Source organism: Symplocastrum torsivum, assembly GCF_059505465.1.
Genome location: NZ_JCACKQ010000045.1, coordinates 172,280 through 193,591, shown reverse-complemented (window position 1 = coordinate 193,591; position 21,312 = coordinate 172,280). Strand labels below are relative to the sequence as shown.

General features: G+C 46.4%; 16 protein-coding genes. 8 read left to right on the top strand and 8 right to left on the bottom strand.

Going from position 1 to position 21,312, the window contains the following annotated elements; all coding sequences use genetic code 11:
- Positions 1–1,004: 1,004 nt before the first annotated feature.
- The 3 genes from upp to AC5JL3_RS14545 all read right to left on the bottom strand — a co-directional run bounded on the left by upp (position 1,005) and on the right by AC5JL3_RS14545 (position 4,375).
- Positions 1,005–1,697, bottom strand: a complete 693-nt coding sequence (gene upp / locus AC5JL3_RS14555; protein WP_496075154.1) for a uracil phosphoribosyltransferase — start codon at positions 1,695–1,697, stop codon at positions 1,005–1,007.
- Complete coding sequence (locus AC5JL3_RS14550; RefSeq protein ID WP_496075153.1) at positions 1,681–2,991, bottom strand: URC4/urg3 family protein; 1,311 nt, start codon at positions 2,989–2,991, stop codon at positions 1,681–1,683. The genes upp and AC5JL3_RS14550 overlap by 17 nt, the downstream gene beginning before the upstream one ends.
- A gap of 118 nt (positions 2,992–3,109) precedes the next feature.
- Entirely contained in the window at positions 3,110–4,375 is a 1,266-nt protein-coding gene (locus tag AC5JL3_RS14545) for a GTP cyclohydrolase II (RefSeq protein ID WP_496075152.1), read from the bottom strand.
- Between the two features lie 410 nt (positions 4,376–4,785).
- Between AC5JL3_RS14545 and AC5JL3_RS14540 the strand changes: the two genes are divergently transcribed.
- The 6 genes from AC5JL3_RS14540 to AC5JL3_RS14515 all read left to right on the top strand — a co-directional run bounded on the left by AC5JL3_RS14540 (position 4,786) and on the right by AC5JL3_RS14515 (position 13,484).
- A complete protein-coding gene (locus AC5JL3_RS14540; protein ID WP_496075151.1) occupies positions 4,786–5,568 on the top strand; it encodes a Uma2 family endonuclease in 783 nt (260 codons plus the stop codon).
- Positions 5,569–5,807: 239 nt separating this feature from the next.
- Positions 5,808–7,298: a TldD/PmbA family protein gene (locus AC5JL3_RS14535; protein ID WP_496075150.1), complete on the top strand. Its 1,491-nt coding sequence runs from the start codon at positions 5,808–5,810 to the stop codon at positions 7,296–7,298.
- A gap of 513 nt (positions 7,299–7,811) precedes the next feature.
- Positions 7,812–10,610: an EAL domain-containing protein gene (locus tag AC5JL3_RS14530; RefSeq protein ID WP_496075149.1), complete on the top strand. Its 2,799-nt coding sequence runs from the start codon at positions 7,812–7,814 to the stop codon at positions 10,608–10,610.
- A gap of 219 nt (positions 10,611–10,829) precedes the next feature.
- Positions 10,830–12,176: a TldD/PmbA family protein gene (locus tag AC5JL3_RS14525; RefSeq protein ID WP_496075148.1), complete on the top strand. Its 1,347-nt coding sequence runs from the start codon at positions 10,830–10,832 to the stop codon at positions 12,174–12,176.
- A gap of 145 nt (positions 12,177–12,321) precedes the next feature.
- Positions 12,322–12,906 (top strand): Uma2 family endonuclease, encoded by a 585-nt coding sequence (locus AC5JL3_RS14520; protein ID WP_496075349.1) that lies wholly within the window; start codon positions 12,322–12,324, stop codon positions 12,904–12,906.
- Positions 12,907–12,929: 23 nt separating this feature from the next.
- Positions 12,930–13,484, top strand: a complete 555-nt coding sequence (locus AC5JL3_RS14515) for a Uma2 family endonuclease (RefSeq protein ID WP_496075147.1) — start codon at positions 12,930–12,932, stop codon at positions 13,482–13,484.
- A gap of 33 nt (positions 13,485–13,517) precedes the next feature.
- Here the strand turns inward: AC5JL3_RS14515 and AC5JL3_RS14510 are convergent, their stop codons facing one another.
- Both AC5JL3_RS14510 and speD read right to left on the bottom strand, forming a co-directional pair.
- Entirely contained in the window at positions 13,518–13,814 is a 297-nt protein-coding gene (locus AC5JL3_RS14510) for a DUF6464 family protein (protein WP_496075146.1), read from the bottom strand.
- A gap of 294 nt (positions 13,815–14,108) precedes the next feature.
- Positions 14,109–14,507, bottom strand: a complete 399-nt coding sequence (gene speD / locus AC5JL3_RS14505) for an adenosylmethionine decarboxylase (RefSeq protein ID WP_192217151.1) — start codon at positions 14,505–14,507, stop codon at positions 14,109–14,111.
- 293 nt (positions 14,508–14,800) lie between these two features.
- Between speD and AC5JL3_RS14500 the strand changes: the two genes are divergently transcribed.
- A complete protein-coding gene (locus AC5JL3_RS14500) occupies positions 14,801–15,145 on the top strand; it encodes a Dethiobiotin synthetase (RefSeq protein WP_496075145.1) in 345 nt (114 codons plus the stop codon).
- A gap of 165 nt (positions 15,146–15,310) precedes the next feature.
- Here the strand turns inward: AC5JL3_RS14500 and AC5JL3_RS14495 are convergent, their stop codons facing one another.
- The 3 genes from AC5JL3_RS14495 to AC5JL3_RS14485 all read right to left on the bottom strand — a co-directional run bounded on the left by AC5JL3_RS14495 (position 15,311) and on the right by AC5JL3_RS14485 (position 17,461).
- Positions 15,311–16,018, bottom strand: coding sequence for a hypothetical protein (locus AC5JL3_RS14495; protein ID WP_496075144.1), 708 nt, complete (start codon positions 16,016–16,018; stop codon positions 15,311–15,313).
- 2 nt (positions 16,019–16,020) lie between these two features.
- Positions 16,021–17,055 carry a zinc-dependent alcohol dehydrogenase gene (locus AC5JL3_RS14490; protein ID WP_496075143.1) on the bottom strand — a complete coding sequence of 345 codons (1,035 nt, stop codon included), beginning with the start codon at positions 17,053–17,055 and terminating at the stop codon, positions 16,021–16,023.
- A 202-nt stretch (positions 17,056–17,257) separates the two neighbouring features.
- Entirely contained in the window at positions 17,258–17,461 is a 204-nt protein-coding gene (locus AC5JL3_RS14485; protein WP_192217148.1) for a hypothetical protein, read from the bottom strand.
- 851 nt (positions 17,462–18,312) lie between these two features.
- Between AC5JL3_RS14485 and AC5JL3_RS14480 the strand changes: the two genes are divergently transcribed.
- Complete coding sequence (locus AC5JL3_RS14480; RefSeq protein WP_496075142.1) at positions 18,313–21,309, top strand: response regulator; 2,997 nt, start codon at positions 18,313–18,315, stop codon at positions 21,307–21,309.
- Positions 21,310–21,312: the final 3 nt, after the last annotated feature.

The window sequence follows — 21,312 nt, the reverse complement described above, 5'->3', positions numbered from 1 at the left end:
AGGGCTAGAAAAATACATAGCAATCGTGGCTGGGTAATTACGATCATCCTGGTTAGAGATCATAATCTCAGCAAGAGCAGATGGAGTACTAAGGAGAAAAAAAGCCAAAGTCAAAATAATGTTTTTCATGAGTTTTGATGGTAGATACACCTAATCGTTTGCTGACTTGTTTGTAAAGATAAAAGTTGAATTAGACCCTATAGGCAGTAGTAGATTCGTCAATTATCAGTTCAGAACTATTCACGACGAAATACAAAAGAGACATACTTTACTCTAAGGTCTACAAAAGAAGGATTTTTACTGCATTCTTATTACTCCCTACTCAGACTTAGGCATGTTTCAGAAGTTTTTCAGCTTAAGCCAGAAGCCATTAGAAGAAAAAAATTAAATCCAGCCTCACTCGTCAGAAAGAACCATAGGGCTTATTGCCTTAGTTGAATTCTATCTAAAGGTAGAGGCAAACATTAAGTCAATAAGTATTTTTCGCTATAGGATAAAATTACAATTAATCCCTAATCCTTGTCAAGGAAGGTTTAGAGCTTTTTTTTGGAATCCTTTGACAGCTACTCTTTGGGCGAGTTCTTTACAAAATCTTTAAAGAAACAAGAGTCTTTGTAATAATTTCTTAAAGCGATCACTACAACTCAGAAAATGTATGTCTTATACCGCGCAAATTTGTAACGAAGATTTAGCAACTTATCAATCCTCCTAATTTCAATACAAAGAGGAAAATCTATCAGCAAGTTGTGTAGGAATTGATACTAAGCGATCGCACCTTTGATTACAGCAGCAATCCATGGGAAAAGAGAAAAGATGCCTAGTGTTTCCCTTCCCCCTCTTTACCTGAAAACGTATGCATTTTAGAACGGCAAAAGCTTACGAAGCGACTAAGTGGCTAAAAACCAGGAGAATAAGCTGTTGCACATTTAATTCACATACAGGTAGCCGCCAAGAGCCTACTTATTAGGGGGGTTTCCCTTTTTAACTTTTGACTTGCTTAGTAGTTATTTCGTTCCATAAAGGCGATCGCCTGCATCACCAAGTCCCGGCAAAATATAGCCCTGTTCATCTAAGCATTCATCAATCGCTGCTGTATAAATCGGCACATCCGGATGCTGTTCATGGAAGTGCTGAATTCCTTCTGGTGCCGCGAGTAAGCACAGAAACTTCATTGACATTGGCCCAACTTCCTTGAGTCGGTCAACCGCCGCAACCGCTGAGTTACCCGTTGCTAGCATTGGGTCAACAACGAGAATATCTCGCTGCTCAACATCATGAGGAAGTTTGAAATAATACTCAATTGCAACATGGGTCGTAGGTTCACGATACAACCCAATATGCCCTACACGAGCAGAAGGCATCAGTTCTAAAATTCCATCCAAAAGCCCTTGCCCTGCCCGCATGATTGAGACAACTACCATCTTCTTTTCTGGGGCAAGCATGGGGGCCATCATAGGGGCAAGTGGCGTTTTGATGGGTTCGTACTTAAGCGGCAAGTCACGAGTTACTTCGTAGGCTAACAACATCCCAACCTCTTTCAAAAGTTGGCGAAACTTTGCTGTACTCGTGTCAGCCTGACGCATCAGCGTCAACTTGTGCTGTACAAAAGGGTGGTCAATGATCGTAACTTCAGCCGCCATTACCTTGTCTAATTGCATGGTTGCCTTTTTGAGGTTGCCTTTAAAATACCGTTCCATCGCTCTCGATTTGAAGAGGGGGAACGCCCCCTACTCTTAACTGGGCAGCAATTCGTCGTCCTGCTGTCCAGGTTCCTCCTTGCAAGACTTTCACCAATGGCAAGTCCACCTCACTTAGGTTTAGCTGTTGCCGGATTGCTGCTGCAATTTTGTCTAAGAGACTGACAGTAAGCGATCGCCATTCGACAATTACCTCCGATCCTGGTAAATGACGCTCTTGCAAAATAGCGGTATTCTTTACTTCCAAAAGCCCTAGATCTAGACATAAGCCACCATTGCGATACTCTGGTAAGCCTGTCATCTGATCTAACCCAGTAATCTCTAAACCCAGTTCCTGTAGGGGTTCTAAAAGGGAGTAGGTTAACCATTGGGAAAGTTTGTGGAATGGTACATACTGATCGCTGGGATGTTCTCCTTTGAGGGCAGGATGAACCCAAACATCACCTAAATTGACACCTGCGATCGCCAATCGTCCCGGCCAAATATTTCCCAATCCCTGTAATACCGCACTTAATACTTTGGTGGCAGCTAATGAAGTGGGGAGTGGGGAAGGAGAAGACAAAGGAGTGAAGCCTCTTCCTTGTCTTCCCACTTGCGAACCCAGCAAGTAATTAACTAGATTACCAGGGCGTGGATTTTCTTGACCAAACAGGTGAGGTTCACTGATAAGCGATCGCCCTAAACGTTGTAAGAGTTCAAGTCTACCCTCCACACCAAGAAGGGTATTGGTTTGACTCACCTGAAATCCTTGGGCAAGGTTTTGGGCAGTCAATCCTTGTAAGCCTTGGGCATCGGCTTGTAGGGGGCGTTCGGCATCACTAGAGAATGCGCCTTGACAGAACATCCGGAAACTGGCGACAGCTAGCCCTTCAGAACGCCGAAATACTAAACCTGTTTCCTGTTCGTGATACTGCCAATCAGAACCCGCACCAGCATCTAGTAAGACACTAATGATTGCTAGGTCAAACTTGGTTTGGGCTTTTTCTAGAGGCGCGAGTCCTGCCAACTTCTCCTCTAGTTCTGCAATCCGGGGAACGTTCCCAACCTCAAAATGCCGCCAGCGACTATGAAACGGGATATTCAAATCCGGGTACTCGTCGCGCATCACCTTAATGACGTAGTTCGCTACCTTGTCTAGCTGAGTTAAATCGCAGCGAAAGTGCTGTAACTCGTCAGCACCTGCCAGAGTAAAAAGGCGATCGCATCGCTCTCGAATTGCTACAGGTGTTCTCAAATAAGCAATGGTGGAGTGCTGCTCATCAGAGCAGGTTACCTGCTGTTCATAATTATTCAAAGCTGCTCCCTTTTAGTATGGGTATTACCTTTAGCCACTAGGGATTAAGGAGGACAAGGAAAAAGCTTCACTTCCTTGTCTTCCCTTCACCCAATCTCTAATCACCAATCCCCGATCCCTAATCGGCTAAACCACGTCCCTTAATTTCAGCCAAAGAAACCGCATTGGGTACAGCTTTTTCCGTGTAATAACCAGCCGCTTGCTTAGCCGCGATTTCCACCATTGCATCAGCAGGAATCAACTCGTCGGGAATCGCAACGCGCTGAACAATCTCAATGCCAGAGTTCACGATCGCGTTGTATTTCATATCGCTCATTGAGACAAAGCGGTCAATCCGGGTAATCCCCAACCAATGCAGCACATCGGGCATCAGTTCTTGGAACCGCATATCCTGCACACCCGCAACACATTCGGTGCGATTGAAGTAGGCATCTGCGCGATCGCCTCCTACCTGACGTTTGCGGGCATTATAAACCAAGAACTTCGTCACCTCACCCAAGGCTCGTCCTTCCTTGCGAGAATAGACCATAATCCCAGCACCGCCCTCCTGTGCCGTCTGGACACAGACCTCAAGACCGTGTACCAAATACGGACGACAAGTACAGATATCAGATCCAAATACATCGGAACCGTTGCATTCATCATGTACCCGCACAGCAAGCAGGCGATTCGGGTCAGTAATTGCTGCCACATCACCAATTAGATAAACCGTAATGCCACCAATCGGTGGTAAGAATACTTGTAAATCAGGGCGTGTTACCAATTCCGGGAACATCCCACCTGTTTGCTGAAACAGGATGCGACGTAAGTCACTTTCACCAACCTTAAGTCGTTGGGCAATTCCTGGCAAATACCAAACTGGGTCAAGGGCGACCTTAGTTACAACTAAACTACCGTTACTCTTCAAAATTTGACCATCCACTGACAAGCGCCCTTTCGCCACAGCGTCTTGTAGTTCTGGCATATTGATATGAGCTTTAGTCACGGCAATTGTTGGTCGAATGTCATATCCCTGTTCATACAACGAGGCATACGCTTCACCCACCAGTCCCCCAAAGGGGTCGAGTGAAACGATTCGATTAGGGTCAGACCAACTAGGATGGGGACCAATAGCGACAATTGGAGCCGTATTAGTAAGGTCAGCGCGATGACTAGCCTGGAGCGCTCCACTAGCAACGGATAAAGCCCGATAGACAGAATAAGAACCCGAATGAGTACCAATAACATTACGGTGAGCTGGGTTTAGTAGTGTCCCAATAACTGGCCCCCGTTCAAGAGGGTCGCTTTTTCCCCAATTAATGCGTAGAGGTTTCGAGGCAAAACGACCGGGATGAGACGTTAAAACAATATGCTTCGGTTTGGATGCGATTTTCGGCTCTTGCATAAATGCCCCTAGTAGAATGCACAAATAACTACCGAATCTAGATAATTTCCAACTCGGTAAATTAAAAGAAGCTCTAATCATAGCAATCAGATTTTCTCTATTGAAGTATCCAGTGCATTAAAGTTTGAGGAATTGCTAAATGTCTTATGCAGAGGTAGTGACACAGCCGTTACGATACGTTTCGACTTTGCCTGAGCCGACTTCCCTGTCTTCCATCTCCCCACTCCCCACCTCAAAGAGGATGGCTGATGCTTAAATCCACCAGGCAGTTGACTGAATACCATAGTTTCATAGAAGCTCGCCAAGGCTAGGAGATTTCAGCCTCCACGCTAATTGTCAAATGCCTTCTGTTGAACTAGCTGTGCAGTCGTTACAAGACCTTATCCAAACTATAAAATCACGATATTGATATGAGCCAAATAACCACATCTGTAGATCCATCAACTGATTTGTCTCCCACGGCTGGGTTACCAGCTTCGCTGCCGGATCATACCCAGCTTCCTGACTCGGATGGAAACTTTGTGAAAAACTTTCAAGAACCGCCAGAAGGAGACCTGCTAACTGACTGTATTACCCCAATTTTGCAGCAACGCCATCCTGATGGACAGTATTGTATTGGTCGGGATTGTGGGATTTACTGGGGTTTAACCGAACCACCGGAACCACCAGAAAAAGGAGCTGAGGCACCCGATTGGTTCTATGTCCCCGATGTGCCACCAACACTAAATGGAGAATATCGTCGTTCTTATGTTTTATGGAAGGAATTCGTAGCACCGTTGATTGTGTTGGAATTCGTTTCTGGAGATGGAACAGAAGAACGAGACAAAACTCGATACAAAGGTAAGTTTTGGGTTTACGAGCAAGCGATTCGCGTCCCTTTCTATGGCATTTATGAAGTCAAGCGAGCGCAAGTGGAAGTATATCAATTGGTAAATGGACGCTATCAGTTAATGCCAGCGAATCAGCGAAACCATTACCCGATCGAGCCTCTGGGGGTAGAGTTAGGTATTTGGCAGGGGCAGTATCAGAATATGGTGTTTCCCTGGTTGCGCTGGTGGGATGCTCAAGGGAATCTGTTGCTAACAGCGGAGGAACGCCTTGAACAAGAGCAACAACGTACTGAACAAGAACGACAACGTGCTGAGCGATTAGCGGCTCAGTTACGGGCGTTGGGAGTTGAACCGGAGGTGTAGCTGACTTTTCACAGTATCTTTCAATTGGCTTGTGGAGAAACGGGGAGAGGGTTAAGGGGTAAAGGTTATAGGATTTCCTTTCCCCTTTAACCTTTACTCTCAACTTGTTCCAAGACTTAGCGTGAAAAGTCAGGAAGTGTAAGGTGATGAAGCGCCTTAGCCAGGAATAACTGGAGGCTCTATGCAGAGTTGGTGACCTACTCGTTACAATACGTTATCGACTTTGCATGAGACTGGCTATGGTACAAGCACCTGACTCGCCGATTACGACTACTGACTTACCGACGTTAGCGATCGCGTTAATTACCCGTGCTGGGTGTGAGTATGGGGATGTTCGTTTCTGCACTTACCGCACTCAAAATCTTTACGCACGCGATCGCTCTTTGAGCCAACTTTCAGATAATGTGAGTTCTGGCTTTGGGGTGCGGGTTCTACTTAATGGAGCGTGGGGATTCGCCGCTAGCCCTTATAAAACCCCAGCCGAAGTTGAACGAATTGTCGCCCTTGCTGTCGATATTGCAAAAGGTAGCCGCCTTTCCCAACAGACACGGGTGCAATTAGTGCCAGTAGAAGCCTACCAAGATACTTACACCACTCCAATTGAGATTGACCCCTTCACTGTGCCGATTACCGAGAAAGCCGAGTTGCTGTTGCGGTTGAATGAGCAACTCTTAAGTTATGGCGAACGTGGCATCAAAAAAGCTTATTCTTACCTGCGTTTCACTCGTGAAGACAAGGTTTTCGCTTCTACAGAAGGCTCTCTAATCCAACAAACTATCTACCGCAGCTATCCAGGTATGGGGTGTACGGCTGTTGCTAATGGTGATGCCCAAAGTCGTAGCTACGAACGTCCACCGCTAAACATTGGTTATGAGCATATCAATGCGCCAGACCTCTTGAGCCAGGTAGAGCGTGTTGCTGAAGAAGCGATTGAAAAAGTTCATGCCCCTAAGAGTCCCTCCGGTATTCGTAGCACCCTCATCCTCAAGCCGACTAACTTGTACCTAACCATCCACGAATCTGTTGGACATCCCACTGAACTCGATCGCGTGTATGGCTACGAATCTAACTTTGCTGGTACCAGCTTCGCCACAACTGAGAAATTAGGCAAGCTTCAATACGCCGCACCTTGGGTTAACTTCCGAGCCGATCGCACCCAACCAGGAGGACGCAGTACCTTGGGCTATGACGATGAGGGAGTGCCTGCACAAGATTGGTTCGTTGTCAAGGATGGTGTTTTAACAGACTACCTCACCGACCGCGAAACAGCCTATCGTCTCGGTCGTCCGGCGAGTAACGGTTGTGCCTACGCCGATAGCTGGTATAGTGTGCCGATGGTACGCATCCCCAATCTTGGGCTGGAACCGGGTTCAGATGGAGGCAGCCATACAGCAACTGTCGCTGAAATGATTGCAGATACCGAAGAAGGAATTTTAATTGACGGTGTTGGCAGTTTCTCGATCGACCAACAACGGCGTAACTTCCAGTTTGGTGGCGATGCTTTCTGGAAAGTAGAGAAGGGCAAAGTAGTAGGGATGCTTAAGGATGTGACGTATCATGCTATGACCACTGACTTCTGGAATAGCGTCGATGCCATTGGGCCAGCTTCCGAACGAGAGCAATGCGGTACTAATATCTGCGGGAAAGGGGAGCCGATGCAAGTGGCTCAGATGTCTCATACCTGTGTGCCAGTACGAGTACAGAATATCCAGATTGGAGGAGCTTCTTAGCTTGAAGTAGAACTTGCTTGAGATCCAGGAGAAACAGCTTTTGACCAAAGCTAGCCATCTTGTGAAAGAGATGGTACTTTTAGCACGGGTGACCATAAGGTATGTCCCCTAACTCAGTAATATCAAGTCCACTTATTACTAGCTCCTTACGGGATCTGTTGCAAAGCGCGTTTATAAACTTGGGAGAGTAGAGATGCAGTGAGTTGCGCTCCTATAGGGTTTAGCTGCAACAAACACGCGAGAGATAATTTTTAACTTTTATAGGTTAACGATAGCAACATAAAGACATCGGCTTAGCTTAACGGCTACTGTAGAAAGCAGTAATCAAACGGATTTGATATGACATCACCCCTCAACCCATTTTCAGGTAGAACTGAAGCGATTAATTTCAGGTTGTGGCTTGATGAGGGTCATACTCTGGAAGCTTTCAGGGAATTTTGTAAATAAAAATTGCTTAAGCTTTTGTCAGTCATCCAGGGTTTGCTCCTCTGTGTGTCATGAAAACTCTTTGTCATGGATAAAACCAGCGATTTAAGTTTCACTCGCTCGGATCTAGCTTTGCTCGATCTATTGCGATCGCCTATCTGGATTTTTGATATTGAGCAGATGAAAATGTGGTGGGCAAACCAAGCGGCATTGAGCTTGTGGAATGCTAGCAGCTTGGAGGAACTGCTTAATCGTGACTGGAGCGATTTTTCCGAGGGAACAAAAACTCGTCTTCAGGGCTATCTTGAAGAGCTTAAGCAAGAAAAAACAGTTATTGAACAGTGGACGTTCTACCCCAAAGGACGTGCTTTATCGGTGCGATGTGTTTGCTCTGGGATTCGGATTGAAGGCGGATACCTCGCGATGCTCATAGAGGGGGTTACCGATGTTGTAGAGCACATTGACTCGGATACGCTGCGCTCGATTGAAGCTCTTCGCCACACAACGCTGATGGTTTCTCTCTATACCTTTGAGGAGATGCCGTTGATGCAAAATCCTTCAGCGCTGCGTTGCTACGGTGACGAAAAAAATGCGCCTCAGACGGACAACAAGGCGTTTAGAAGACGCTTTGTTGATGCTAGCGTCGCTGAGCAAGCAATCAGTTGCATTGCCACTGGAGATGTTTTCAGTGTAGAAACACAGGTAAATACCTTGAACGGTATCCGGTGGCACAAGATTGATGTACGCCGCACCAATGACTCCAGCACGGGAGTATTGATGATTCTAGTCAATGAGAAAGACATTACAGATTTACAGCGAATGAAGTTGGAGTTGCGTCAGCGCGATCGCTTATTAGAAGGAGTAGCCAAGGCAACAAATCAACTATTAACGATAGGCGATCGCAATCTAGGAATTAATCGAGCGTTAGAGGCATTGGGTCGAGCAACGGCGGTTGATCGAGTTTACATCGTTCAATATCATATCCATCCCCTGACAGGCGAACATCTGATGAGCAAGCGCTGGGAATGGCTAAGCCAAAGAGTAAGTGTCCAAATCAAAAAACCAAAACTTCAGAATCTCTCCTATCGAGCAATTCTGCCTAGCTGGTATCAAAACCTGGCGATGGGAAAACCAATTATCGGTTTGGTGCGAGATTTTCCCTCACCTGAACGAGAGTTTCTCGAATCACAAGACATCCGCTCAATTTTAGTAGTGCCGCTCCGGATCGAGGGGCAATGCTGGGGCTTCATCGGGTTCGACGATTGTTATAAGGAACATCAATGGTCTGAAAGTGAAACATCAATCTTGATGGGGGTAGCAGGAAGTATCAGTGGTGCGATCGCTCATTCCTCAGCTGTAGCAAAACTGGCAAAGTTAAACGCTGACTTGGAAGCAATCATTGAGGAACGCACCGCCGAGTTGAAGGTGGCAAATGAGCAACTACGTCAGGAAATCAGCGTTAGCGAAACTGCCGTCAAGCATCGCCAGCACATTGAGAAACGCTTACGGCATAACGCCTTTCATGACGCTCTCACCGGGCTGCCCAACCGAGCCTTATTAATAGAACACCTGGAGCGAGCCTTAGAGCAGACAAAACAACACCCCGAATATTTATTTGCAGTTCTGTTCCTAGATCTCGATCGCTTCAAAGTCGTCAACGATAGCATGGGGCATACGATTGGAGATAGACTTCTAATCGCGTTTGCCCAACGACTACAGCATTGCCTACAAGAAGATAACAGCCTCATCGCTCGTCTCGGTGGCGATGAGTTCGCCATCCTCCTAGAGGACATCCAAGAATTGAGCGATGCCAATCGAATCGCAGAGCAAATTCACAAGCAACTAACCCATCCTTTCCTCCTAGATGGACAAGAAATCTTCACCAGCGTCAGCATTGGTATTGCCCTGAGTTCAACGGGTTATAACCGACCCGAAGAGTTATTACGTGATGCTGATATCGTGCTGTATCGCGCTAAGGCTCAGGGACGCTCTCGCTACGAAGTATTTGATTTGGCAACCCACGAGCGTATTGTGGCGCTCCTGAAACTCGAACAAGACTTGCAGCGAGCAGTGCAAGACCTTGAGGCTGGGCAAATGGCAATTTGGGAACTCAACCTCATTCCTCAATTTCAGCTTTACTACCAGCCGATTGTGAACCTCAAAACAGGTCAGCTTGTCGGCTTTGAGGCGCTTGTACGCTGGCAACCGATAGAACAGGAATTCATTTCTCCAGGAGAATTTATCCCAATCGCGGAAGAAACCGATTTAATTGTCCCTCTAGGAGCGTGGGTACTCCGTCAGGCTTGCCTTCAACTACGAACTTGGCAGAAGCAATTTCCCTATGCACAGCCTTTAACAGTAAGTGTTAATCTTTCAGGGCGCCAGTTTTCCCAATCTGATTTAGTTGTCCAAATTGATCGAATTCTCCAAGAGACTAATCTAGATGGCAGGGCGTTGAAGTTAGAGATTACAGAAACCGTAATTATGGCTAATCCTGAGTTAGCCGCTGCCATGCTATTGCAGTTGAAACGCCGTAACATTCAACTGTGTATTGATGATTTTGGCACCGGATATTCATCCTTAAGTTATCTGCATCGGTTTCCTCTAGATACGTTAAAGATCGATCAATCTTTTGTAAGACAAATGGGAGTTGAGGCGGAACATTCAGAAATTATTAAAACCATTGTCGCCCTTGCTCACGACTTGGGGATGGAGGTAATTGCTGAGGGAATAGAGACTCAAACTCAGTTAGAGAAGCTCCAAGGGTTCAACTGTGAGTTAGGGCAAGGATATCTATTTTCTAAGCCTGTAGATAGCCGAACAGCAACCCAATTGATTGCTCAAGATTGGAATCTATCTCACTTAGGGATGGGGAGTGGGGAGTAAGCTGATGGGGCGATGGGGTTTGAGTCGATATGTATTAGACCTATTGCTCCCCCGAAAAAAATCTCTTGCCGATAGGGAGAAGGGCGAAGGGGAAACGAATGTTCATGCTTCCCTTTTTCCTTTTCCCTACTTCTGCAAGAAGTCTAAAGAAATGCACGTTAGGTTAGTTAGAACGTAAGCACATACTAACAAGCAAATAGTAACGAAAATCTATTTAATATGACCCTAGCTAAAGCACCGACTCTTCTCAGTGAAGACCAAGCTCTATCCCTTGTAGACAAGGTTATTCAACAGTCAGAAGCAGAGGGAGTTTTTGTCAGTCTCAGCACTGGTGAAGAAGCCCTTAGCCGTTTCTCGGAAAATCAGATTAGTCAAAACATCAGCCGCAGCCGGTTGAGTCTCAGTATCACTAGCTATTTTGGCAAGCGCAGTGCCTCTGCCTCAACGACGGAACTTGATTTAGAGGCAATCAACGAGACAGTCCGCCGTTCAGAAGAACTCGCTCGGATTGCTCCGGAAGATCCAGAATGGGTGCCCTTACTGGAACCGCAAAACTATGAAGAGCGTACTCCTGCATTTGACGAAGCAACAGTTGCCTTTTCACCTCTGGAACGGGGAGAAATGGTTCAGCGAGTTTGTACGTTGAGTACGAATGCCGGGATTGAAGGGTCTGGTACTTTGAGTACAGAAGCCTTTTTGATGGCAGTTGGAAACTCACGGGGTTTACGAGCTTGCGATCGCACAACCGAGGCAGATTTTAGTTTTACGGCTCGGATTGATGATGGCTCTAGTTGGAGCCAACGCACGGCTTTTTCTATCGACCAAATCCCGTTTGAGTCTCTGACTGAGCAGCTAATCAAGCGGGCGCTTGCCTCACGTCAACCTCGCACAGTCAACCCAGGTGTTTACCCAGTGGTTTTTGACGGTGCGGCTTTTGCTGATTTACTCAGTTGGGTGATTTGGAATTTGGATGCACGGGCGGCAGATGAAGGGCGCTCCTTTATGTCCCGTACTGATGAGGCAGGGTTACCAGCAGGTAACCGCTTGGGTGAGCAGATGTTTAGCCCCTTGGTGCAGGTACAGCGCCATCCCGCTCATCCTCTGTTACAACTGGGTACTTGCTTTGGTGATGGGTTGAGTAATCACTACACTGAGGTGATTAAGGACGGTACTCCCCAAACCCTATCCTATAGCCGCTACTGGGCGCAGCAGCAAGGGAAAGAGCCAACCGGGGCGATGTTTCCAATTGTCATGTCTGGATCGAATCAAACTTTGGCGGACTTGATTGCCCAAACCGAGCGAGGAATTTTGGTTAATCGCGCTTGGTACGTGCGCTATGTCAATCCCAAGACGTTGGAAGTTACGGGAATGACCCGTGATGGGACATTCTGGATTGAAGAAGGTCAGATTGCTTACCCAATCAAAAACTTACGCTTTAACCAAAGGTTACCGGAGATGCTCCAAGCGGTTGATGCCTTAAGTAGCGTGCAACGCTTTGGTAGCAGTGTTGTGCCAGGAGTAAGGGTAAAAGCATTTAACTTTAGTAGTGTCACGGATAGCGTGTAATTCAGGAGTATAGGCGATCGCTCTTTTGAACTGAGAGGGGGAAGGTGCGATCGCTAAAACTCTAAAAGTTTAACTTGGAATAAGTGACCGCAACAACTAGGATGAATCAGCAGCTTGAAGCGTTGGGAGTAGAGATTCCATGATTATGCAAGCACAAGAGCAACGGTATTACACGCCAGAAGAATATCTGGAAATGGAGATCAACTCGGAGGAACGTCATGAATACATTAATGGTGAGGTTATTCCTGTGACAGGTGGCACTCCGAACCATAACCGAATTGCTGGTAACTTCTATGCCAATCTAAACTTTGCGCTCAAAGGTAAACCTTTTGATGTGTTTTTTACCGACCAGCGACTGTGGATTCCTAAAAAACGTATCTATACTTATCCTGATGTGCTGGTTGTCCAGGGAGATTTGCAGCTTCAAGAGGGACGCACTGATACGATTACCAATCCTTTAATGATTGCAGAAGTACTGTCAAAGTCCACCGCAGGCTATGACCGAGGCGAGAAATTTGCCGCTTACCGTACAATTGCCAGCTTTCAGGAGTATGTACTGATTGAGCAGTACAGTATGCACGTCGAGCGATTTGTTAAAACTGAGACGAATCAGTGGCTACTCTCTGAATATGAAGGTGAGGAAACCATCTTCTCACTAATGTCTATTCCATTTGAAATCACCCTAGCTGATATTTATGACAAGGTTGATTTTGAAGCAGAGAATAATTGATAGCAGGCTATCTGAGTGAGAAGATGAGTACAATAACGCAACCCCTAACTCTGGAGGAGTTCTTAAAACTCCCAGAAACCAAACCTGTCTCTGAGTTTATCAACGGAGAAATCATTCAAAAACCCATGCCACAAGGGGAGCATAGCCTGCTTCAGGGAGAACTTTGCGAAGCCATTAACCGAGTGGCTAAACCACAGAAAATTGCGATCGCCTTTCCAGAACTACGTTGTACATTTGGGGGAGACGCGATTGTTCCAGATATTGTGGTGTTTCGGTGGGAAAGAATTCCACTTCGTCCTTCTGGAAGAATTGCCAATCGCTTCGAGATTCATCCTGATTGGTCAATTGAAATTTTATCCCCTGACCAGAGTCAGACAAAAGTATTGGGTAAACTGCTCCACTGCTCCCAACATGGCACAGAATTAGGGTGGTTAATTGACCCAGAAGAGGAAAGCATCTTAGTTGTCTTTCCAGAACAGCGAGTGCAATTGCTTAGAGGAACCGCACCGTTGCCAATACTTAGCGAGATTGAGTTGGAGCTAACAGTAGAGCAGGTTTTTGGCTGGTTAAGGCTGTAACATACTCCCACTTGAACAACAAATGGAGAGGCATCAATCCTTCGGTTGATAATGATGACACTCGTCACAAGGCCCTGAGGGATTAACCGCGCAACGAATGTAAGCAGAACAGGCATTGAATTGGCAGGTAATATCACCAATTAAATAGCCAAAACCTTCAAGATAATACTGGTCTGGAGGTATCTGATTTCTTTGTATTGCCCTAGTTGCAGAGGCTTGCATTGCTGCTCTCAACCTCGATTGCGCCCGTTCCTTTGCTCTTCGCATCATCCATACAGAAATCACTGACGGTGCCAAACCCAAGACAAGAACTAAGATTGCCTCTAACACGCTTGTTATCCTCCGGGGTGACTCTACCTGATGCTCTTTCTCAAGCTACTTAAGGGTCTTACAAAAACAACGCCACACGTTTTAACACGTTAACTAGAGTTCGCTGTCAGTGGTCTGTGTTGAGCTACAACAGACAAAAATCAGGCTCTAAAATGGCGATTTCATTTTTGGACGACTCCTTAGAAGGCACCCACTGCCTCTAATACTTAATTTAGGGGTTTCTAAATATAAAGGACAAGGTTTGATTTGCCTTGCCCTTTAATGACTGAACTACATTGTTTGGGAAAAAACAGCTTACAGAACCGAATGGTAGGCAGGTTCTCCCAGCCGCTCATTGATTTCTGAGAGTTCATCAAAGCCACGCGGAATCTCTCTCACTCTTGCTTGTTTAGCTTGAAGCGCTGTTTGTAAAAGTTTCATTGCCTCATCCGGTTTGCCACGACCGCAAAAGAACAAATCCGCAGCAAAGTAGCCATGCTCAGGCCAAGTATGTATGGCGATATGTGACTCTGCCAACGTTGCCGTTGCCGTAACACCGTGAGGGCTAAACTGATGCACACATAGATCGATCAGGGTTGCTTCACCAGCTGAAATCGCATCAATCAAGGCGCGGCGAATTCCTTCAGGATCATTAAGAAGGTCTTGCGGCGCTTGCCATGCGTCAACGACCAGATGAGTTCCCACTTGTTTCATTCTGCCTGATTTACTCCACCGGAAAGGTTTCAAAGATTTCCTTTATAGCACAGATTTACTTGGCTTCTCAAGCGCACGGTCTAAGGTAATAGTAACGATTTATGGAGTAGGGCGAAGATTGAGCGCGATCGCTTTTTGTCTTGGACACTTGAACGATTGAGCAAGGAATATTGCCAGTGGTCAGGTGAAGTGGGAAAGTCCCCTACTGTATTTAGGACCAATCCGGTGTAAAAATTGAAGTCGTTAACCGAAGTCAAGCCCCATCTGGGAAGCTGGCAATCAAGAATTAATTAATGGATTACAAAACTGCCTGTGGCTTTCTAATCAATCAGGGAACGACATCTGACCAAAATCCCGATGCCTTCCTCGTGCGTTTGAAGCAGGGAAAGGCGCCAGTACCGGGTCAGGTGACTAATATTTTGTTAGCCCTAAAAATTGTATTTGAGGCACTACGTACTGCCCCAACGCTTGACCGAGAACTCGTTTACTCACTATATCTCTTGTCTTTTGAGAGCCGAAAACTGTTTGACGCTGGATATCAGGCAGGTGTCAATTGGCCTCCGCTACTTGATGAAGACTTGAAGCGAATCAATAGAGCAGTCAAGAGTATTTTTGCCGGAGTTTGGCACAGTGAGTAAAGTCATAAGTTAAGAGTTTGGTCATTAGTATAGTTGTCGCCATAAAGGTTAAGACAGATTCAACAGCCCAAACAACCACGTACTAGTACTCAACCTTCTGCATAAAAGCCCTCTCCATAAGAGCCTTTTGCTATAGCTGACCAATGACCAAGCACTGATGCATAATTAGCGATCGCGTAGTTCTGTTTCTAGCTTGTCCAAATCCTCTTTTAAGAAAACTGTCAATTGTCCATTGAACGCCTTACCTTCCTCAGTTTTGGTGATTTCCCACCAATAAGCAAAGCGTTCTCCTAAGCGCAGTTCACCCTGTCGTGCTGCTAAAAGCGGACGATTCTGTCGCCGTGCCAACTCTGCTATGTCTGGTGTTGGATAGTAGTAGACGATGCTTGCTCTGTCGCAATCTTGATAAATCGCAGAACCATAGATGGTTCGCAATGATTCTTCAAGTCGCTCAGGTGTAACGCCATTAACCATGTCATAGAAAGTAAGGCGCTCAGTGCGAATTGTCCCTCTGTCTCTCGGCAAAGTCACTCGTCCTGGAGGTAACACCGTCGCTTGAAAGGTAAAACGTTGGGCAGGAGTGCTAGTCTTTTGCACGAGTAGCCCATCTCCAATACCCGGTCGCAAGGTAGGATGAGCATTAATCCAAGCCTCAACGGTATCCGTCGTCTCACCCGGTAGAGCGTTAGCGGTTGAACCAAGAAGAAGAAAAGAAAAAGGAACAAGGAAGAGAGGACTCCACCAAGCACAGGATAGCAGCCCTTTCTTCCTGGAAGGATTTACTTCACTCTTAGAACATCTTGTCTCGAAATCTGCCAAATTCCCAGCCGCCATTCCTGAATCGCTACTCACTCTTTTTATTACCTTTTTCATCGCTAACTCCCCGGTTCAATGGCAACTTTAATTGCCTTTCGGTTTTTCATATCTTCAAATACCTGTTCTAAATCTTTTAAGGGTCGGTAGTCACTAATCAGTAGCTCAAAGGGTATGACTCGACTCGCTAACAGGGAGAGAGCCTCACGTACATATTTGGGTGTATTGTGAAAGACACCTTTGAGGGTCAAAGCATTATAGTGTAGCTGTTCTGTACTAACCGTAATCGTGGTGTCTCGTGGACAGCCACCAAATAAGTTAATCGTTGCGCCAGGACGACCACACGCGATCGCACTTTCCCAAACCGCAGGAACACCTGTTGCTTCGATGACGACATCTGCACCCCATCCTTCTGTTAAGTCTCGCACCACCGTCGGTACATCACTCAACTGATGGTAATTAAACGTTCGAGATGCCCCTAACTGCTGCCCAATTTTCAGGCGTTGGTCATTTCCACCAAACAGAAATACTTCTGCAGCTAATTGCTGGGCAAGCACAGCGACGAACATTAGCCCGATTGCCCCATCACCAATGACTACAACTCGATCAGCAGATTGGACATTAGAACAGGCTACCCCATGCAGTACACAAGCTAGTGGTTCTGTCATCGAGGCTAAGGCATCTGGTAAATCTGGAGGAACTGCTAACAAGTTATGTTGCACAATTGGTGCTGGAACTTTGAGATATTCTGCAAACGTGCCGTTATTGAAGATCAAGTTCGGGCAGAGCGAATACTCACTGCGGTGGCAGAAAAAGCAATTCATACAAGGAGCAGAATTGTTGGCAACAACGCGATCGCCAACATTCCAACCTGTGACCCCTTCTCCCACCAATACAATTTCACCAACGGCTTCGTGACCAAACAACGTCGGGGGTCGTAGCATCCGGGCATGACCACCACGACGCCATACCTTCAGATCGGTGCCACAGGTCGTTGCTGTTCCTACTCTAATCACAACCTCACCAATAGCAGGCATCGGTGAGGGGACTTCTTCTAAACGTAAATCTTCTTGACCGTAGAGCAGCGCAGCAAGCATTCTGAAGTGTCTCGAACCCTAGATTCACCTAATCTTAACAGGGTCGATCTCCTCCTCATGCCATATATAGGTCATTCAACGTAGCCAATACTTAATAGGAAGGAGGAAGGGGAACGGGAACGGAGTGATTGTCATTATCTTGGAGATTCCACGCTCATGCTCTTCCCTGCTTCCCCTGTTGCCCCCCTTTCCCTTAATTACGTCAGCGCAAAGGTAAAGAATTCTCTAACGTCATCGAAGTAGCCGTGCGTTGCTGCTGTTTTATGGCATCAACACAGGTAGGCAACTGACCTGAACTGAGGGGCATCATTTCCTGGTGGCAGGAGGTGCAAAACCAATAAACACCCTTCCGTCGTGCATGGCGCAATAAGGCACTACCACAACAAGGACAAGAGTTAGCCCGCATATTTTGTGATCTCCTAGTTCTTAAAATCTTGTTAATTAAAAACCTAAACTGGGTCTAAAAGAATTCTCTCATCAACAAACTTACCTTGCAGTAACTGTCGATACCGAGTTCTCACAATGTGATTCGCTTGGGCAAGTTAGTCAGTTTTACAAGTAGCAATCTCAAGCTCCTAACAATATTTAGAATAAATCTAGCTTTCGTTCCTCTCATCTATCTCTAGAAAGAACTTGTTATAGGCGATCCCCAGCTTGATATCATCAAATTAAAGCCTTTTTTCAAGCAAACGCAAGTAGTGTTTATACTACCTGTTTATGGTCTTTAAAAATGATTAAGCACTTAAACAAACACTAAGGACTGTGCTAGCACATTGACTTGAGGAGAGAGCTTATGGGGTGTACTAAGTTGGAGGGAAAAGAAGCAGTAACCTAGCTGGTTGCCTGAGGACGTTATTGCCAACAAAGGTAGGAGGGCGTAGGCACTCAGGGAACGGATATTCTCTTCTATAAGGCTTATTGTCTTTCCTCGTGACCTTTAGGGCAATTTGCAAAAGAATCTTGGCGATGTATCGTCGCAGAATCTGGAAGATAGACTAGGCAGATTAGAGTACTAGTCGTTAACAATTGGACATTGATAAGGACTATTTTATGGTTCAAAGTGGATATCCAACTGTAAGTTAAATAACCTTGTACTCCTGAATACATTCGCGGCTTGGTCAGAATATGTCTAAGACTTGTAATCTACGCTACCTGTTAATATGACCTGTCTCAGTGAAGGGCAGATTCAGAAATCTAGTTAGCTCGTGCCAAGACTTCTGGTTGACAATTAGTCATGGTGCTCGCCGAGTAAAGCCCATGCCGACTGAAACCCTGACAATTTTGCTGGTAGAGGATAATTCCGCAGATGCTTGTCTAGTGCAAGAAATGCTGGAGGAAGTAGAGGCTCCTCAGTTTCAACTGATTCATGTTTCAAGACTGGCAGATGCTCTGATTTGCCTTGCGACTAAATCATCCATTTCTGTAATTCTGCTGGATTTGTCGCTACCTGATGTTCAGGGGTTGGATACGGTGAAACAGTTGCTGCTGGCAGCGCCGGATATTCCGGTGATCGTGATGAGTAACCTGTGTGATGAAGCGATCGCGCTTCAAACGTTACAACAGGGGGTTCAGGATTACCTCGTCAAACGTCATACCAATACTCACCTCTTGGTGCGATCGATCCGTTATGCCATTGAGCGGCAACGGTTGCAACAAGCTAATGCTAGCTATTCGGCTCTTGCCTCCGCTTTGATTTTTTACAATGCCCAACAGCGTCAACAACTTGAACAATTGGTGCAGGAGCGAACCCAGCAACTTGTTCAGGAAAAAGCCTTGCTGGAGGTGATTGTTAATTCGATTCAAGAAGGGATTTGTGTAATGCGCCCTGATGGTGAGGTTGTACTCACAAATCCTGCTGATAGTGAGATGCTAGGTTTGGAATCAGAAGGAACGCCAGAGCCACTGCACAAACGGCTGAGCCGCTTGCACGTTCAAGAGCCTGATGGTTCGGTACCAACTGCTGAAGAGTTACCAATCAGTCGCGCCCTACGAGGCGAAATCGTAAAAGATTATGAACTGGTTGTTGGTTGCCCAAATGGGGAACAAAAGTGGCTTAGTATCAATGGGGCAGCGGTTCGCGATCGGACAGGGAATATCGAACTCTCAATTAATACAGCCAGAGACATTACCAAGCATAAGCGCACAGAAGACGCACTACTCAGACACGAGCGTTTACTGAGTGGTGTCACTGAGGCAATCAGCCAGCTTTTGATTGCAACTGATTACCAGAGTGCCTTGATGCGATCGCTAAATGTTCTCGGTGTCGCGGCTGATGTCGATCAAGTTCAAATCTTTGAAAATCATCTTCAAGAAAAAACTGGCGAACTCCTCACAAGCCAAAGCTTTGTGTGGGTAAGGAATCCCATCGCGGTTGCCAAAACTCCTTGCCTCCAGAATCTTTCCTACAAAACCTGGTTCCCTCGCTGGTACGACAGTCTAGCAAACGGTCAAGCGGTAAAGGGATTGGTGCAGCATTTTCCTCAAGTCGAGCGAAACATCCTAGAGCCTCAAAACATCCGATCGCTCCTAGTTGTACCGATCATGACGGAGGGTAAGTTTTGGGGTTTTATTAGTTTTGCAGATAGCTCAGGCGATAGCGAAGCGCTGCTGCAAAGCGCAGATCGCCAGTGGACAGACCACGAGGAATCTATATTAACTGTAATGGCGGCAAGTATTGGCGGGGCAATTGTCCGCTCTGTCAAGGAGGAAGCGCTCAGAGAGTCAGAAATTAAGTTTCGGACTCTTTACGAATCAACCAGTGCAGCCGTATTGCTCGTCGATGAAAACAGAATCTTTGATGCCAATACTGCCGCCTTACAACTATTTGGCTGTACTCAGCGTCAACAGCTATGCGACAAGCACCCTTATGAGTTTCTTCCTCCAGTACAGCCAAATGGTCAAGAGTCGATCTCACTTGCCAAAGAGTACGTTGCTATTGCCCTGCAAAAAGGCAGCTACCGCTTTGATTGGGTTTACCGCAAGCAAGATGGTCAAGATTTCTCTGCCGAGGTAACCTTGAGCCTGATTAAGCTAGGAAACCGAAAAGTTTTGCAAGCCGTAATTCACGATATTGCAGAGCGCATAGCAACGGAGAAACAGCTACGGCAAGCCAAGGAAGCCGCAGAAGCCGGAAGTCGGGCAAAGTCGGAGTTTTTAGCAACAATGAGCCACGAACTCCGCACTCCCCTAAATGCAGTACTGGGACTCTCTCAACTGATGCGGCAAGAAATCTTCGGGACGCTCAATGACAAGCAGAGAGAGTATGTTGCCTGTATTCAAAGTAGTGGGGAACATCTGCTCTCACTGATTAACGACATTCTCGACCTCTCGAAGGTGGAAGCTGGGAAAGAGCAACTAAACTTTGTGCCTCTGGACATTCAGGAGTTATGCGAATCCTGCTTAACGTTAGTGCGTGAACAAGCTTATGATCAAGGACTAAAAGTTACGCTTAGCATTGACCCTAAAGCTCGTATCTGTATTGCGGATGAGCGACGATGCAAGCAGATGTTACTCAACTTGCTTTCTAATGCGATTAAGTTCACGCCAGCAGGTGAGGTTTGCTTGATTGTGACAAAGGAGGCGGAAGGAGTTTCCTTTAAAGTCACAGATACGGGAATTGGGATTCCTGCTGACAAATTACCACTGCTTTTTGAGCCATTTCGCCAGCTTGATAGTGGCTTGAATCGGCAGTTCCCTGGCACAGGTTTGGGATTGGCGCTGACACAGAGCCTGGCCCAGCTACATGGTGGTGTAGTTACAGTGGAGTCAGTTCTGGGTCAAGGTAGCCAATTTACCCTCTATCTCCCAGATTTACCCTCAGAAGATCTATTCGCCGCTTCATCCCCTCAAGAGTTAGCTGGCTGTGAAGGGCAATGTTGCTCACTGGGAACAAGATCTCGCATTCTCCTTGTAGAAAATGATGAGCGCAGTGCCCTAGTGTTGAAGGACTATCTACAAGTAATTGGTCACAGAGTTGAACATTTAAGGAGTGGCGAGGACTTTCTCACGCAAGTGCGAGCCTTCCAACCTAATCTGATTTTGATGGATGTACACTTACGAGGAGATTCCACAGGGTTTGATTTGCTGGCTACACTACGTCAGGAGCCGGATACAAAGAATCTAAAGGTGGTGATGGCAACGGCACTGGCAATGGCAGGCGATCGCGAACGTTGTCTCGCTGCTGGTGCTGATGACTACCTCAGCAAGCCAATTGGAATTGCTCAGTTGGAGGCAATTTTGATGCGGTATCTCTGAATT